This window comes from Massilia oculi (assembly GCF_003143515.1).
Lineage (GTDB): Bacteria > Pseudomonadota > Gammaproteobacteria > Burkholderiales > Burkholderiaceae_D > Telluria > Telluria oculi.
Window position 1 is genome coordinate 2477405 of sequence record NZ_CP029343.1, and the last position, 14007, is coordinate 2491411.

Below are 14007 nucleotides of genomic sequence, written 5' to 3' on the forward strand. Positions count from 1 at the left end.
GAATCTTTTCTCTATGGGTTGAAACGGCGCGCGATCGCGGCGCCCAGTTGTCCGGCCAGCGCGCGGCGCGCGGCCAGGGTGTCGGGTTCGGTCTCACGCACCGCCTGGGCCCATACGGGCGCCGGGAAGTGCGCGTCGTCCGCGTAGCGCGGAATGATATGCCAGTGCAGGTGCGGCACCACATTGCCCAGGCTGGCCACATTGACCTTCAGCGGCTGCATGACGTCGCGCACCGCCTCCTCGACCAGGAACACGGCCTCGTTCACCAGCAGCCGGTCGTCGCGCGAAAGATCGCTCATCTCGCGCACGTGGTCGTGCCAGATCACGCGGCAAAAGCCGGGGTAGTTGGCGTCGTCGACGACGATGACGCTGAATTTGTCGCCGCGCCATACGGTCGGCACGGCGAGGTTGCACAGCTCGCAGCCAGCTTCCCTCGTCATACCAGCACCCTTTCGATGCCGCCGTTATTGGCGCGCGCCACGTATTCGGGCAGCCAGTTCTCGCCCAGCAGGTGCTTCGCGATCTCGACCACGATGTAGTCGGCGGTGGTGCCCGAATCGTCGTTGTAGCGGCTCAGGCCCTGCAGGCAGGACGGGCAGCTGGTCAGGATTTTCACGTCACCCTTGAAGCCGTCGGCGCGCAGTTTATCGCCGCCCTTGACCATCTCGGCTTCCTTGCGCGAGCGTACCTGGGTCGAGATGTCGGGACGGCTCACGGCGAAGGTGCCCGACTCGCCGCAGCAGCGGTCGTTCTTCTCGATCTTGACGTCGTCATGCGTGGAGACCAGCGCATTGACCGTCTTCACCGAATCCTGCAGCTTCATCGGATTGTGGCAAGGCTCGTGGTACATATAGCGGGTGCCGTTCACGCCCTCCAGCTTGACGCCTTTCTCGAGCAGGTATTCATGGATGTCCATGATGCGGCAGCCGGGGAAGATCTTCTCGAACTCATAGGTCGCGAGCTGGTCGTAGCAGGTGCCGCAGGAGACCAGCACCGTCTTGATGTCGAGGTAGTTCAGCGTGTTGGCCATGCGGTGGAACAGCACGCGGTTATCCGTCATCATCTTGTCGGCCTTGTCGTACTGGCCGGCGCCGCGCTGAGGATAGCCGCAGCACAGGTAACCCGGCGGCAGCACGGTCTGCACGCCGACTTCCCACAGCATCGCCTGGGTGGCCAGGCCCACTTGCGAGAACAGGCGCTCGGAGCCGCAGCCCGGGAAGTAGAACACGGCTTCGGTGTCGGCGTTGGTCTTTTTCGGGTTGCGGATGATCGGGACGATCTTGTCGTCCTCGATGTCGAGCAGCGCGCGCGCCGTCTTCTTCGGCAGGTTGCCCGGCATCTTCTTGTTGATGAAGTGGATCACCTGCTCGCGCACCGGCGCCTTGCCGACCGTCGGCGGCGGCGCGGCGGTCTGTGGCCTGGACAGGCCTTTCAGCAGGCGGTTGCCCATGCGCTGTGCCTTGAAACCGAAATCGATCATCACCTTGCGCGTGGCGTTGATGGTGGTCGGGTCGGTCGCATTCAGGAAGAACATGGCCGCGCGGTTGGCCGGCTTGAAGCTACGCTTGTCCATCTTGCGCAGCAGGTTACGCATATTCATCGACACGTCGCCGAAGTCGATGTTGACCGGACAGGGCGTGACGCATTTGTGGCACACGGTGCAGTGGTCGGACACGTCCTCGAACTCTTCCCAGTGACGCAGCGAGACGCCGCGCCGGGTCTGTTCCTCGTACAGGAAGGCTTCGATCAGCGCCGAGGTGGCGAGGATCTTGTCGCGCGGCGAATACAGCAGGTTCGCCTGCGGCACGTGGGTCGTGCACACCGGCTTGCACTTGCCGCAGCGCAGGCAGTCCTTGATGCTGTTGGCGATCTCGCCGATATCGCTCTGCTGCATGATCAGCGATTCGTGGCCCATCAGGCCGAACGACGGCGTATAGGCGTTGCGCAGGTCGGCATGGGCGCCTTCCAGGTTGAGCAGCTTGCCCTTGTTGAAGCGGCCTTCCGGATCGACGCGCAGCTTGTAGTCGCGGAATTCCTGGATTTCGGAATCGAGCAGGAATTCGAGCTTGGTGATGCCGATGCCGTGCTCGCCCGAGATCACGCCGTCCAGCGAGCGCGCCAGCTTCATGATGCGCTCGACCGCCTTGTGCGCGTCCTGCAGCATCGCGTAGTCGTCCGAGTTCACCGGCAGGTTGGTGTGGACGTTGCCGTCGCCCGCGTGCATGTGCAGGGCGACGAACACGCGCGAACGCAGCACGCGCTTGTGGATCGCGACCGCTTCGTCGAGGATGCACTGGTAGGCGGCGCCGTTGAAGATCTGGCGCAGCGGCGCGCGCACTTCGGCCTTCCACGAAACGCGCACGGTATGGTCCTGCACCGCGTCGAACAGGCGCGCATCGGGCTGGATCGCCAGGCGCTGCAGGATCGCTTCGTTCAGGTGGTCCAGGCCCAGCGTCTGCAGCCGTTCGCGCACTTCGGCCAGCGGCGCATCGAGATTGGCCAGGATGAAGGTCCAGCGCTTGTCGACCAGGTCGACCAGGGCGCGCGCCTGCAGCGGACGGTCGCCCATGATCTCGTCGCGGTCGACCCCGTCGCCGCTGGCGTCGTCGCTCTTGGCCAGCGGCAGGTGGTCGCTGGCGAGGTAGGCGCGCAGCTGGTCAATCAGCTGCAGCTTGTTCTTGATCGACAGCTCGACGTTGATGCGCTCGATGCCGTCGGTGTACTCGCCCATCCGGTTCAGCGGAATGACCACGTCTTCATTGATCTTGAAGGCGTTGGTATGGCGCGCGATGGCCGCGGTGCGGGCGCGATCGAGCCAGAACTTCTTGCGCGCCTCGGGACTGACGGCGACGAAGCCCTCGCCCACGCGGGTATTGGCCAGCCGCACCACTTCGGAGGCGGCCAGCGCCACCGCGTTCTCGTCGTCGCCGACGATGTCGCCGAACAGCGCCATCTTGGGCAGCACGCCGCGCTTGGACTTGGTGGCGTAGCCGACCGCGCGCAGGTAGCGTTCGTCGAGGTGTTCCAGCCCCGCCAGGCGCAGGGTGGCGAATGCCGGGTCGCCGTTCTTCGGCAGGCTGTCGAGGTAATCCTTGATCTCGACGATCGACGGGATCGCGTCGCGCGCCTGGCCGAAGAATTCCAGCGCCACCGTGCGGGTGAACTTGGGCATCTTGTGCAGGATCCATCGTCCCGACGTGATCAGGCCGTCGGTGCCCTCTTTCTGGATGCCCGGCAGGCCGGCCAGGAATTTGTCGGTGACGTCCTTGCCCAGGCCTTCCTTGCGGAAGCGCTTGCCCTCGATGGTCAGGGTCTCGGTGCGGAACGGCTGGCCTTTTGGCGCGCCCTTGACCGAAGGGTGCGTCCATTCGAGCAGGAATTCGGCCGTCGGCGCGTCGTGAATCTTGCCCAGGTTGTGGTTGATGCGGGTGACGTCGAGCCAGTCGCCGTTCGGGTCGACCATGCGCCATGACGCCAGGTTGTCGAGCGCCGTGCCCCACAGCACGGCCTTCTTGCCGCCCGCGTTCATCGCGATATTGCCGCCCACGCAGGAGGCGTGGGCCGAGGTCGGATCGACCGCGAACACGAAGCCGGCCTTCTCGGCCGCCTGCGACACCCGCTGCGTGACGACGCCGGCATAGGTGTGGATGGTCGCGTATTCGCGGTTCAGGCCAGGCATGGTCGTCATCTCGACCTCGCCGATGCCGATCAGCTTTTCGGTATTGATCACGGCCGACATCGGCGTGAGCGGGATCGCGCCGCCGGTGTAGCCGGTACCGCCGCCGCGCGGGATGATGGTCAGTCCGAGCTCGATGCAGCCCTTGACCAGGCCGGCCATCTCGTCCTCGCTGTCCGGCAGCAGGACCAGGAAGGGATACTCGACGCGCCAGTCGGTGGCGTCGGTCACGTGCGAGGTGCGGTGCATGCCGTCGAAGCGGATATTGCGCTTGTCGGTATAGGCGCCCAGCACCCTGGTGGCGCGCTTGCGCAGGTCGTAGGTCTCGGCGAACTCGCGGCCGAAGTCGTCCACGGCGCGGCGCGCGGCCGCCAGCAGCTGTTCGACGGCGGCGCTGCGAATGGCGACCATCGCCGGATCGCCGTCCGTTGCGGATGCGTCGAGCGCATCGACCGTGGTGCGGCGCTTGTCGATCTCGCCCAGGCGGTGGTGCAGCGCTTCGATCAGCTTGGCCCGGCGCTTCGGGTTGTCCAGCATGTCGTCCTGCAGGTAGGGATTGCGGCGCACCACCCAGATATCGCCCAGCACCTCGTACAGCATGCGCGCCGAACGGCCCGTCTGGCGCGCGCCGCGCAGGCTGTCGAGCAACTCCCACGATGACTCACCGAGCAGGCGGATCACGATTTCGCGGTCCGAGAACGAGGTGTAGTTATAGGGGATCTCGCGCAGGCGCGCGGGTGCGTTGTCGGCAAGCAGGGTATGGATGTGTGCGGGGGCGTTCATGAATTCTGGTCGACGATCGGACAGGCCCGAAGGACGTTCATTCTAGCTTATTGCGATGCACCACGCTCGGTTAATGCCCGGGCCGCCAAGCTGGGCCACACAACAAAATGTCTATACTAATTTCAAAGACCAAACTTAATTTGCTTGCAAGCCTGCCAATGCATCATTCGTTATGCGGCGCGACCCGAACGGCATATGTCATCCGGCATTGCTGGACGGTTCCGGCAGCGCCGCGCTCGTCTCGAAAGCCGCGCCGGTTTCAAAGAAATGGCCCCCGGCGACGTAGTGGATGCTCTTCTTTCCGCCCTCTTCCATATGCCAGTGCCCGTCGCGGAACACGGCGGGATCGGCCCAGGCGGCGACCACCTGGCCGAGGAACAGGTCGTAGGTGTCCTGGATGTGCGGCTCGGGCAGCAGGCGGCATTCGAGCCAGGCCAGGCAGCCGTCCAGCAGCGGCGCGCCGGTTTGCGTGCCGGTCCAGTAGCCGGCGCCGAAGGCGGCGAACTTGTCGACCTCGTTACCCGTGGTCCCGCCGACCTGCAGGGTCAGCCGCGCCAGTTCGCGCGACGGCACCATCAGGGCGAACTCGCCGGACGCCTCGACCATCCTGCGCGTGAGCGTGCTCTTGTCGAGCACCACCGCCACTTTCGGCGGCGCGAAATCGAGCGGCATCGCCCACGAGGCCGCCATGACGTTGACGGCTTCGCCATGGCGGCTCGACACGAGTACCGTCGGGCCGTGGTTCATCAGCCGGTAGGCTTTTTCCAGTGGTACGGGCAGGCGTTCGCTCATCGTGCAATCCTCAGCCGGTGATACGGGTGAGCATATCACCGAGATTGGTCCAGAAACCATCCGGGATATACAGCAGCGCCAGCGTCATGGTCAGATAGCGCGCGAACTTGCCGATCGCCATATACAGCACGCTGGGCCAGAACGGCAGGTGCAGCCAGCCGGCCAGGGTGCACAGCGGGTCGCCGATGCCCGGCAGCCACGACAGCAGCATGGTCTTGGCGCCATAACGCTTGAGCCAGCCGAACCAGCGGCTCTGGCGCTCTTTCGCGAACGCGACCTTGGCGCGGTAGCCGAGGAAATAGTCGAAGGCGCCACCCAGGGTATTGCCGAGCGTCCCAACCAGGATGGCCGGCCAGAACATGTCGGGATTGGCCTTGATCACGGCGAACACGGCCGGCTCGGAGCCGAGCGGCAACAAGGTGGCGGAAACGAAACTGACGATGAAGATCGAGGTCAGCCCGACGGTCGGTGCAGCCAGGAAGTCAAGCAGCCATTGGACAGCGGATTCGATCATGCGGGCTTATTTGCGGCCTTGCGTCAGCCTAGTGGTGGCAATAAGCCTCCATTATAATGATCCGGTACTTTCGTCACGACACGATACGACGAGCCTGTCACCCAGCCTGTCGAATCGTACTGCGCGCCACGGTCACCCACCCTAGCGGAACAGTTCGCGTCGTCCGTCCCGCCGGCCCAGCCGGCCTGACCTTTGCAATCCGACCATGACTACCGACTACCTGAGAAAAATCCTGACCGCCCGCGTCTACGACGTCGCCGAACAGACGCCGCTCGACCTCGCCCCGACCCTGTCCCAGCGCATGGGCAACCGCATTTACTTCAAGCGCGAGGACATGCAGAGCGTGTTCAGCTTCAAGCTGCGTGGCGCCTACAACAAGATGGCGAACCTGACGCCCGAGCAACTCAAGCGCGGCGTGATCTGCGCCTCGGCCGGCAACCATGCCCAGGGCGTGGCGCTGTCGGCCTGCCGTCTCGGCTGCCGCGCGCTGATCGTGATGCCGACCACGACCCCGCAGGTCAAGATCGACGCGGTCAAGGCACGCGGCGGCGCCAGCGTCGAAGTCGTGCTGCATGGCGACTCGTACACCGACGCCTACAACCACGCGCTGCTGCTGGAAAAAGAGCAACGCCTGACCTTCGTGCACCCCTTCGACGATCCGGACGTGATCGCCGGCCAGGGCACGATCGGCATGGAAATCCTGCGCCAGCTGTCGAGCCCGATCCACGCGATCTTCGTCGCCATCGGCGGCGGCGGCCTGATCGCCGGCATCGGCGCCTACGTCAAGCAGATCCGGCCCGACATCAAGATCATCGGCGTGCAGACCCTGGATTCGGACGCGATGGCGCGCAGCCTGAAGGCCGGCCAGCGCGTGACCCTGACCGACGTCGGCCTGTTCTCGGACGGCACCGCGGTGCGCCTGGTGGGCGAGGAAACCTTCCGCGTCGCCCAGCAGGTGGTCGACGAGATCATCCTGGTCGACACCGACGCCATCTGCGCCGCGATCCAGGACGTGTTCCAGGATACGCGCAGCATCCTCGAGCCGGCCGGCGCGCTGGCGGTGGCCGGCGCCAAGGCCTATGTCGAGCGCTCGCAGATGAACCGCGAACCGATCAGGAACGAGACGCTGGTGGCGGTGGCCTGCGGCGCCAACATGAACTTCGACCGCCTGCGCTTCGTGGCCGAGCGCGCCGAACTGGGCGAATCGCGCGAAGCGGTATTCGCCGTGACCGTGCCCGAGCAGCGCGGCAGCTTCCGCCGTTTCTGCGCGCTGGTCGGCCCGCGCAACGTCACCGAGTTCAATTACCGCATCAGCGATGAAAGCGAGGCCCACGTCTTCGTCGGCGTGCAGGTGGGCAACCGCAGCGAGTCCGGCCTGCTGGCGCGTACCTTCGAGGAACACGGCTACAAGACGCTGGACCTCACCTACGACGAGCTGGCCAAGCTGCACATCCGCCATCTGGTGGGCGGGAAAAGTTCACTTGCGCATGACGAATTGCTGTATCGTTTCGAGTTTCCCGAACGGCCGGGTGCGCTCATGCGCTTCCTGGACAGCATGGCGCCGAACTGGAATATCTCGCTGTTCCACTACCGCAACCAGGGCGGCGACGTGGGCCGCATCCTGGTCGGGCTGCAAGTGCCGCAGGCCGAGATGGATGAGTTCCGGCAATTCCTGGCCTCGCTCGGTTACCGCTACTGGGACGAGAGCGGGAATCCCGTGTACAAGCTATTTTTGGGGGCGTAGGCCCCGGTTGTCCCTTCTTTAAATTGTTTGGGGGCGCATGCCCCTGTTGAACGCGTGGACGGCAATGCCGTCCACCCTACTATGAACACTCCTGATCAATCGCCACTTGGCAAATCTTCCGCCTACCAGAGCCAGTACGCCCCCGAGCTGCTGTTCCCGATCCCTCGCCAGCAAAAGCGCGACGAGCTGGGCCTCTCGGGCTCCCTGCCCTTCTTCGGGGTCGATATCTGGAACGCTTATGAACTGTCGTGGCTGAACATGCGCGGCAAGCCGCAGGTCGCGATCGCGACCGTGACGGCGCCCGCCGATTCGCCGAACATCATCGAATCGAAGTCGTTCAAGCTCTACCTGAACTCGTTCAACCAGACCCGCCTCGCCGGTCCCGAAGCCCTGCTGGCCCTGCTGCGCGACGACCTGTCGAACGGCTTCGGCGCGCCGGTCCACGTCACCCTGACCAGCCCGGAAGAATTCGGGGCGATCAGGATGGGCGAACTGGAAGGCACGCTGCTCGACCGCCTCGACATCGAGGTCGACGCTTACTCGCCGGCCCCGCAGCTGCTCAAGGCCAACCACGAGGAAGCGCCGGTGGAAGAAACGCTGGTGTCGCACCTGCTCAAGTCCAATTGCCTGGTCACGGGCCAGCCGGACTGGGGCACGGTGCAGATCCGCTACGTCGGCCCGCAGATCGACCAGGAGGGATTGCTGAAGTACCTGATCGGCTTCCGCGAGCACAACGAATTCCACGAGCAGTGCGTGGAGCGCATCTTCATGGACGTGCTGCGCCAGTGCCAGCCGAGCAAGCTGGCCGTGTATGCGCGCTATACGCGGCGCGGCGGCCTGGACATCAATCCGTGGCGGGCCAATTTCACCACCGGCAAGCCGGGTAATCTGCGTGGCGCGCGCCAGTAAACATCCAATTTCTGTCAGGATATTACCCGCACGCCTGTGCGTTTTTAGCGACAGGTATGCGCGGTGCATGGCCTTACCTTTTGCTATACGATACGGAACGACCTGCCTTGTTCTGAGCAGACCGTCGAGCAATCATCGGTAAACAGGAGGACCGGCATACGATTGCTGGCCTCAACAGCTGATTCGTTGAGGAAATTGCGTAACGATGTTGATGCAAGTCAACAAGCTGCTTATCCCGTTTCGACGGGTATCGTGCGGCCGTTCGGCGAGAAGGCCAAACTGTCGCGAAATCGAGTGTCTCGGGCCCCAAACAGGCCTATAATCCCGTGCTCGCAAGCACTCCACGCGTGCATCGCACCCACGTTATGACGAATCTAAGCAAAATCCTCTCGCTCGAGAACGTCCAACTCGATATCGAAGTGTCGAGCAAGAAACGAGCCTTCGAGCAAGCCGGCCTGATCTTCGAGAACAACTGCGGCATCGCCCGTTCGATCGTGTCGGACAACCTGTTCGCGCGCGAACGCCTGGGCTCGACAGGCCTGGGACACGGCGTCGCCGTCCCGCACGGCCGCATCAAGGGCAGCAAGAGCCTCAAGTCTCCGCTGGCCGCCTTCGTGCGCCTGAAGGAGCCGATTCCCTTCGAGTCGCCCGACGGCCAGCCGGTGAGCCTGCTGTTCTTCCTCTTGATCCCGGATCACGTCACCCAGCAGCACCTCGAGATCCTGTCCGAGATCGCCGAACTGTTCTCCGACGAGTCGGTGCGCACCGCCCTGGCGACCGACCCGGATCCGAAGTCGGTGCATGACCGCATTATCAACTGGCAACCCAGCCTTCAGGCTCTGGGTTAAACTGATCGTTTGCTGAACGCGCGGCAATCACGCCGCGCGCCATTCTTGCGACGACGACAATGCCCATGCTGCAGTCTCCGCTGACCATCCAACGGCTGTACGACGACAACCGCGACAGCCTGCAACTCGGCTGGTTCGCGGGCTTTCCCGGCGGTGAACGCCAGATCGCCGGCGACGCCGCCTCGGCCGCCGACCAGGTCGGCCACCTGAACCTGATCCACCCGGGTCGCATCCAGGTGTTCGGCCACCAGGAACTCGACTACTACCACCGCCTCAAGGCCAATTCGCGCAGCCACGTGGTTGGCGAACTGATCGGCGGCGGCCCGCCCGCGCTGATCATCGCGCAAGGCCTGGAAACCCCGCCCGACATCCTGGCCATCTGCGACGAGCAGAACATCCCGCTGTTCTCGACGCCGCTGCCGGCGGCGCAGGTGATCGACTTCCTGCGCGTCTACCTGTCCAAGAAGCTGGCGCAGCGCGTGATCATGCACGGCGTATTCATGGACGTGCTGGGCGTGGGCGTGCTGATCACGGGCGACTCGGGCCTGGGCAAGAGCGAACTGGGCCTGGAACTGATCTCGCGCTCGCACGGCCTGGTGGCCGACGACGCCGTGGAATTCTCGCGCATCGCGCCGAACATGATCGAGGGCCGCTGCCCGCCGCTGCTGCAGAACCTGCTCGAAGTGCGCGGCCTGGGTCTGCTGGACATCAAGGCGATCTTCGGCGAGACGGCTGTGCGGCGCAAGATGCGCCTCAAGCTGATCGTGCACCTGGTCAAGCGCGGCGCGCTGGACGAGGAGGTCGAGCGCCTGCCCTTCCACTTCCCGACCGAGGACGTGCTGGGCCTGCCGATCCGCAAGGTCGTCATTCCGGTGGCGGCCGGCCGCAACATCGCGGTGCTGCTCGAGGCCGCGGTGCGCAACACGATCCTGCAACTGCGCGGCATCGACACGCTGCAGGAATTCATGGAGCGCCAGCGCCAGGCGATGAGCGCAGATTGAACAACTGAGGAACCGCTATCGACGGCCCGGCGGCGTGCCATCGGCTGAAGGTTGCGGTATCATCGCCGCATGCACATCGTCCTCATCACCGGCATCTCGGGCTCGGGCAAATCCGTGGCCCTGAATGTCCTGGAAGACGCGGGTTACTACTGCGTCGACAACCTGCCGCCGGCCCTGCTGCCGGCCCTCGTCAATACGGTCAACGAGACCGGCGCCGCGAAGATGGCGGTCGCGGTCGACGCGCGCAGCGCCGAATCGCTGGTCGAACTGCCGGTGAGCGTGCGTCGCATGCGCGGGGACGGCCATGCGGTCAAGGTCATGTTCCTGACCTCGAGCACCCATTCGCTGGTCGCGCGTTTTTCGGAAACGCGGCGCAGCCATCCGCTGTCGCACGAGCTGCGCCCGGGCGAGAACCCGGCCTCGCGCCGCACCCTGATCGAATGCATCGCCGAAGAGCGCGAGCGCCTGTCGTCGATCGAGAACCTGGGCCACGTGATCGACACCTCGGAACTCTCGGCCAATAAACTGCGCGCCTGGATCAAGGAGCTGGCCGAGGTCGCCCATGCGCCGCTGACCCTGTTCTTCGAATCGTTCGCCTTCAAGGTCGGCGTGCCGCTCGACGCCGACTTCGTGTTCGACGTGCGCGCGATCCCGAACCCGTATTACGACCTGGCCCTGCGCCCCCTCACCGGCAAGGACCAGCCGGTGATCGACTTCCTCGACGCCCAGCCGAGCGCGATCGAGATGCTGGCCGACATCCGCAACTTCGTGGCCAAGTGGCTGCCGTCGTTCAAGACCGACAACCGCAGCTACCTGACGGTGGCGGTGGGCTGCACCGGCGGCCAGCACCGCTCGGTGTACATGGCCGAGCATCTCGGCGCGCACTTCGCCGATACCGAGCGCGTGATCGTGCGGCACCGGGAGCAGCCGAAGAATCCGGCGGCATAATGCTGCGGTAGGGTTGGCGGCGGTGCCGCCGACCCGACGTCGTGCGCAGTCAGGCGGCGCGAATCAACGCAGCACCTGCGCCGTATCCACCAAGCGCACATCGTGCATCTGGTGCAGGTAGGCTTCCAGGTAGCCCTTGTGAGACGCCCCGACGATGACCAGCAGGCGCGTGCCCGGCGTCACGCCCACCACGTCGCGGATGTTCGCCGCCATGCGCAGGTTGCGCGTTTCCCAGTAGCCCACGTAGTTGCGGCCGAAGCGCTGCGGCGACGGCTCGTTCATGGCGGCGCCGAAATCGATCTCGAAGGTCGCCGCGACATGGGCCGGCGAGTTATAGGCGCGGTACAGCGCCAGCACGCCTTCGGCGCTGCCCAGTTCCTGCTTCAGGACCTTGTCCTGTTCCTCGCGCTGCTTGTTGGCCGGATTGTCCCAGGCCTTCATGATCGCCTCGCCGGCGGCCTTGCGGTCGGTGTAGGGCCGGCCCGCCGTCTGGTCGTCCATCGCATGCACGCGGTCATGCCCCAGGCGGGCCGCCAGCTGCGCCGCGATCATCACGCTTTCACCGGGACGGACCTCGAGCCGGTGCAGCCGGGCGACCAGGACCTCATCCAGGCCATCGCCTGCGTGGCGCTCGGCGGCGGGCAAACGCAGCCACTGGACCATGGCCGAGGTGGATTCGCCACCGGCCAGGAATACGGCCGCCAGGCGCCGCCGCTGGGCGCTTGATGGCGCCGCGGGCCAGGCGGCGAGCAGCTTTTCGGCTTCGGCAGTGGCTTGCGGGACATCGAGCCCGGTGGCGGCCCTGGCCGGCGCGGTGTCCCAGCAATAGCTGTCGATCGCCTCCCGGTAACGCTCCACGTAGCGGTGCATGAAGTCGCACTGCGGCCCGGAACGCTCCTCGACCGCGATCGCCTGCGGCTTCCAGCCCGCGAGCCGGTCGTTCAGCAGGGACAGGCTCGATGGCTGGAAGGTCTTGGGCAGTTGCGACAGGTGGGGCGAACCGAGCACCATGATCTCGCTGGCCGGCCCTGCGGCCGGGCCCTTGAGCCGGCTCGGATCGAAGGCCGGCTGGTAATCTTGCGCGACGGCGCCGCCGCATAGCGTCATCGAGATCAGCAGGGCACGCAGGCGCATCGGTCTTCCTTTCGAGTCATGAAGACCCGATGTTCACACCTCGTCGATGCGCTGTCACGCAAAAATCGATATGCATGCTCCCGCTTATGCGAGATGCCTGAGCGGATGCGCGTGACCAGGCCACACCGGTTCGAAGAAGCGCGCCACCATGTCGGGCGTGACCTGTTCGAGCGCCGGCGGATTCCATTGCGGCGCATTGTCCTTGTCGATAACGAGCGCGCGTATGCCTTCGAGCACTTCGCCATGCTCGAAATTGCGGCGCACCAGCGAGCGCTCCATGCGCAGGCAATCGGCCACGGACAGCGCAGCGCCGCGCGCCAGCAGCTCGTGGGTCACGCACATCAACAGCGGCGAGCGCTGGCGCATCGCCTTCAGGGCTTGCTGCGCAAACGGCGTCTCGTCGCGTTCGAGCGAGGCCATGATGGCGGCGACCGAGCCGGCGCCGAAGTGGGTATCGACCAGCGTGCGCCGGGCCTGCAGCTCGCTCTCGCCTGCCGCTTGCGCGAACGGCGCGGCGAAGGCGCGGATGGCGGCGGGAAGTGCGGCGCCGCCGGTCGTCTCGATCAACGCGTTCAGGGCCGGCAGCTCGGCGCTGGGCACGAACACGTCGGCCAGGCCCACGTAGAGCGCGTCGGCGGCCTTGATCGTCAGGCCGGTCAGGCCCAGGTAGTTGCCGAGCCGGCCCGGCGCATGCGACAGGAAGTGGCTGCCGCCGACGTCCGGGAACAGGCCGATGTTCACTTCGGGCATGGCCATCTTCGTTCGTTCGGTCACGATGCGCAGGCCGCAATCCGGCCCGCCCTGGGCGATGCCCATGCCGCCGCCCATCACGACGCCGTCCATGATGGCGATATAGGGCTTGGGATAGAAGTGGATCAGGTGGTTCAGCGCGTATTCTTCGGTAAAGAAATCCTCGAGCAGCGCGCTGCCGCCGGTCGGCCCCTTCTGTCCGACTTCATGGAAGAAGCGAATGTCGCCGCCCGCGCACAAGGCCTTCTCGCTGCTGCTGGTGAGCACGACTGCATCGACCCGCCCATTGTCGCGCCAGCCAAGGAGGATGTCGGTCAATGCGCGCACCATCTCGAGCGACAGCGAATTGAGCGCCTTCGGGCGGTCCAGTGTGATGATGCCGGTGCGGTTGGCGATGCGGGTCAGGACGTGGTCGGTCATGGGTTGATCCATCATGAAGAGACCTGCATTTTACCGAACACGCGCCTCGGGTAGAACTGAAACGCTGGATGCAAAAAGGGCGTCCCCTCAGACGCCCTTAGCTAGTGTGAGCCCTGCGCCTGATCAGGCGACAGCAGCGTCTTCGCCGCCGATTTCCGGCATGCGTTTGATCGAGGTACGGCTATGGTCTTTCAATTGCTGCTTGTGTTTGAGGATCTGTCGGTCCAGTTTATCCATCAGCGTGTCGATCGCGGCGTACAGGTCTTGCGCGACGCTTGCCACGTGCAGGGTCTTGCCCGACACCTGGACGTTGATCTCTGCTTTCTGCCTTTTTTCTTTTTCAGTGAGGTTGTCGACGGCCAGGAAGACGTGGGTGTCGATCACCTGGTCGAAATGGCGAATGATGCGCTCGAGCTTATTCTGAACGTATTCACGGATGGCGGGGGTTACTTCGAGATGATGGCCACTGATTGTGAGGTTCATACACA

The 14007-nt window shown here is 64.8% G+C and carries 12 protein-coding genes; 5 read left to right on the forward strand and 7 right to left on the reverse strand.

Annotated features, from left to right (window positions below; translation table 11 throughout):
- Positions 1-11: 11 nt before the first annotated feature.
- The 4 genes from DIR46_RS11455 to DIR46_RS11470 all read right to left on the reverse strand — a co-directional run bounded on the left by DIR46_RS11455 (position 12) and on the right by DIR46_RS11470 (position 5765).
- Entirely contained in the window at positions 12-440 is a 429-nt protein-coding gene (locus DIR46_RS11455) for an HIT family protein (RefSeq protein ID WP_109345348.1), read from the reverse strand.
- Positions 437-4459, reverse strand: a complete 4023-nt coding sequence (locus DIR46_RS11460; protein ID WP_109345349.1) for a DUF3683 domain-containing protein — start codon at positions 4457-4459, stop codon at positions 437-439. The genes DIR46_RS11455 and DIR46_RS11460 overlap by 4 nt, the downstream gene beginning before the upstream one ends.
- A 198-nt stretch (positions 4460-4657) precedes the next feature.
- The gene (locus DIR46_RS11465) at positions 4658-5251 is read right to left on the reverse strand and encodes a flavin reductase family protein (RefSeq protein WP_109345350.1); all 594 of its coding nucleotides are present in this window, start codon (positions 5249-5251) and stop codon (positions 4658-4660) included.
- Positions 5252-5261: 10 nt separating this feature from the next.
- Positions 5262-5765: a YqaA family protein gene (locus DIR46_RS11470; protein ID WP_109345351.1), complete on the reverse strand. Its 504-nt coding sequence runs from the start codon at positions 5763-5765 to the stop codon at positions 5262-5264.
- Positions 5766-5970: 205 nt separating this feature from the next.
- Between DIR46_RS11470 and ilvA the strand changes: the two genes are divergently transcribed.
- The 5 genes from ilvA to rapZ all read left to right on the forward strand — a co-directional run bounded on the left by ilvA (position 5971) and on the right by rapZ (position 11215).
- Positions 5971-7509 (forward strand): threonine ammonia-lyase, biosynthetic, encoded by a 1539-nt coding sequence (gene ilvA / locus DIR46_RS11475; RefSeq protein ID WP_109345352.1) that lies wholly within the window; start codon positions 5971-5973, stop codon positions 7507-7509.
- 81 nt (positions 7510-7590) lie between these two features.
- Positions 7591-8418 carry an NADPH-dependent 7-cyano-7-deazaguanine reductase QueF gene (gene queF, locus DIR46_RS11480; protein WP_109345353.1) on the forward strand — a complete coding sequence of 276 codons (828 nt, stop codon included), beginning with the start codon at positions 7591-7593 and terminating at the stop codon, positions 8416-8418.
- Between the two features lie 365 nt (positions 8419-8783).
- Positions 8784-9266: a PTS sugar transporter subunit IIA gene (locus DIR46_RS11485; protein ID WP_109345354.1), complete on the forward strand. Its 483-nt coding sequence runs from the start codon at positions 8784-8786 to the stop codon at positions 9264-9266.
- A 65-nt stretch (positions 9267-9331) separates the two neighbouring features.
- A complete protein-coding gene (gene hprK, locus DIR46_RS11490) occupies positions 9332-10267 on the forward strand; it encodes an HPr(Ser) kinase/phosphatase (RefSeq protein WP_005663306.1) in 936 nt (311 codons plus the stop codon).
- 69 nt (positions 10268-10336) lie between these two features.
- Positions 10337-11215, forward strand: coding sequence for an RNase adapter RapZ (gene rapZ / locus DIR46_RS11495; RefSeq protein WP_109345355.1), 879 nt, complete (start codon positions 10337-10339; stop codon positions 11213-11215).
- A 63-nt stretch (positions 11216-11278) separates the two neighbouring features.
- On the opposite strand, the gene DIR46_RS11500 is transcribed toward rapZ, so the two are convergent.
- The 3 genes from DIR46_RS11500 to hpf all read right to left on the reverse strand — a co-directional run bounded on the left by DIR46_RS11500 (position 11279) and on the right by hpf (position 14002).
- A complete protein-coding gene (locus DIR46_RS11500) occupies positions 11279-12349 on the reverse strand; it encodes a DUF5694 domain-containing protein (RefSeq protein WP_109345356.1) in 1071 nt (356 codons plus the stop codon).
- 84 nt (positions 12350-12433) lie between these two features.
- Positions 12434-13519 (reverse strand): enoyl-CoA hydratase/isomerase family protein, encoded by a 1086-nt coding sequence (locus DIR46_RS11505; protein ID WP_109345357.1) that lies wholly within the window; start codon positions 13517-13519, stop codon positions 12434-12436.
- A 123-nt stretch (positions 13520-13642) separates the two neighbouring features.
- Positions 13643-14002 carry a ribosome hibernation-promoting factor, HPF/YfiA family gene (hpf, locus tag DIR46_RS11510; RefSeq protein WP_109345358.1) on the reverse strand — a complete coding sequence of 120 codons (360 nt, stop codon included), beginning with the start codon at positions 14000-14002 and terminating at the stop codon, positions 13643-13645.
- Positions 14003-14007: the final 5 nt, after the last annotated feature.

Excerpts from the sequence above, each read along its gene's own strand:
- DIR46_RS11455 (WP_109345348.1), bottom strand. The coding sequence starts at position 440 with ATGACGAGGGAAGCTGGCTGCGAGCTGTGCAACCTCGCCGTGCCGACC.
- DIR46_RS11460 (WP_109345349.1), bottom strand. The coding sequence starts at position 4,459 with ATGAACGCCCCCGCACACATCCATACCCTGCTTGCCGACAACGCACCC.
- DIR46_RS11465 (WP_109345350.1), bottom strand. The coding sequence starts at position 5,251 with ATGAGCGAACGCCTGCCCGTACCACTGGAAAAAGCCTACCGGCTGATG.
- DIR46_RS11470 (WP_109345351.1), bottom strand. The coding sequence starts at position 5,765 with ATGATCGAATCCGCTGTCCAATGGCTGCTTGACTTCCTGGCTGCACCG.
- ilvA (WP_109345352.1), top strand. The coding sequence starts at position 5,971 with ATGACTACCGACTACCTGAGAAAAATCCTGACCGCCCGCGTCTACGAC.
- queF (WP_109345353.1), top strand. The coding sequence starts at position 7,591 with ATGAACACTCCTGATCAATCGCCACTTGGCAAATCTTCCGCCTACCAG.
- DIR46_RS11485 (WP_109345354.1), top strand. The coding sequence starts at position 8,784 with ATGACGAATCTAAGCAAAATCCTCTCGCTCGAGAACGTCCAACTCGAT.
- hprK (WP_005663306.1), top strand. The coding sequence starts at position 9,332 with ATGCTGCAGTCTCCGCTGACCATCCAACGGCTGTACGACGACAACCGC.
- rapZ (WP_109345355.1), top strand. The coding sequence starts at position 10,337 with ATGCACATCGTCCTCATCACCGGCATCTCGGGCTCGGGCAAATCCGTG.
- DIR46_RS11500 (WP_109345356.1), bottom strand. The coding sequence starts at position 12,349 with ATGCGCCTGCGTGCCCTGCTGATCTCGATGACGCTATGCGGCGGCGCC.
- DIR46_RS11505 (WP_109345357.1), bottom strand. The coding sequence starts at position 13,519 with ATGACCGACCACGTCCTGACCCGCATCGCCAACCGCACCGGCATCATC.
- hpf (WP_109345358.1), bottom strand. The coding sequence starts at position 14,002 with ATGAACCTCACAATCAGTGGCCATCATCTCGAAGTAACCCCCGCCATC.